Raw genomic sequence first — 1370 nt, forward strand, 5'->3', positions numbered from 1 at the left:
TGTGATGTCTCGGGACATCGGCATGGCCTGGACCCACGGTTGTGGGTTTGGGCTCATTGCTTTTTCGGTGTGGGTCCGGGTGGTCGTCCGGTTCCTTGGTAGTCCTTGGTTGGGTCGATGGTGAGCTCGCGCAGGATCTCGCCGGTGGTGGCGTGGATGATGCGCACGTGCAGGTCTTGGATGAGTAGGAAGATGTCGGTCCCGGCGTGGGTTCGGCCGATCCCGATGTGGCGGAGTCGACCAGCGACTCGCAGGGTGACGGTGCCGTTCTTGCTGACCTTGTCCGTGCGGACCCGGTCGTGGGTGTCGCCGGTCCGGTCGGTGGCCGGGATCGCTTTGGGGCGGGCTGTGTAGATCGTGGCCGGGGTCGCGCTGCGCGGCAGGGAGCGGTGTGGCCGGTTGGTGTTGTACTCGACGGCGAACCGGTCCAGGAGCCGTTGGAGCTCGTTGATGGTGCGGGGCTGGGCGGGTTGGGCGCGCAGCCACTTCTTCATGGTCTGCTGGAATCGCTCCACCTTTCCGCAGGTCGTGGGGTGGTTGGGGCGGGAGTTCTTCTGCACGATGTTCAGTTCGCGCAACTCGAACTCGAGGTGGTTGCGCCCGCCCCGGCCGCCTGAGAACCGCGTCGTGTAGACCATGCCGTTGTCGGTGAGCACGGATGCGGGATGTCCGTGCTGGCCTGCGGCTTGTCGGAACGCGGCCAGCACGATCGGGCCGCTCACTCGACGGTGAGCGCTGATCTGCAGCGCGTAGCGGGAGTGGTCGTCGAGCCAGGTTAAGATCTCCACGTCCTCGCCGGGGCTGCCGTCGAGGTCAGTGAGCCGGTAGTGGGTGAAGTCGGATTGCCAGGTCTCGTTGGGCTGCTCGGCCTGGAACCGGATGTAGGAGCTCTTCGGTCTCTTCGACGGATCGGGGACCACCTGGCCGTGCCGGACCAGGATCCGGTGAATCGTGGTCCGTGGCACCACCTGTTTGTGTCGGTGAGCCAGGTGCCACGACAGCGTGTCAGCGCCCGCGTCGTGTCCCTGTCCCAGGAGTTCTTTGCGTAGCCGCAGGATCAGGTCGACGACCTCGACCGGGGTGGCCCCCGGGGAGGTGTGCGGGCGCCGTGATCGTGGCTCGAACGCCGCGTCGCCCTCGGCTCGGTAGCGCGCCATGAGCCGGCTGATCCAGCCCTGCGAGACGTCGTAGGTGCGTGCGACCTCGCTCTGCGAGGCGCCCGCGAGCACGGCAGTGATGACAAGGCGGCGCTTCGACACCGACCAGCGTCGAGCCCACGCTCGCGATCAGACCCGCGCCATGCCGATCACCCGACACATCCCATTCCGATGTCGCGAGACACCCCATTCCGATGTCCCGAACCAGGACAC

At 66.6% G+C, this 1370-nt stretch carries 1 protein-coding gene; it reads right to left on the reverse strand.

The genetic code is table 11. The features are described from left to right. Positions 1-53 precede the first annotated feature (53 nt). Positions 54-1259: a DDE-type integrase/transposase/recombinase gene (locus tag ACPZVR_RS25375; RefSeq protein WP_436702476.1), complete on the reverse strand. Its 1206-nt coding sequence runs from the start codon at positions 1257-1259 to the stop codon at positions 54-56. Positions 1260-1370: the final 111 nt, after the last annotated feature.

Origin of the sequence: Nocardioides segetis (assembly GCF_051390595.1) — a bacterium.
In the GTDB taxonomy this organism is placed as follows: Bacteria; Actinomycetota; Actinomycetes; order Propionibacteriales; family Nocardioidaceae; genus Nocardioides.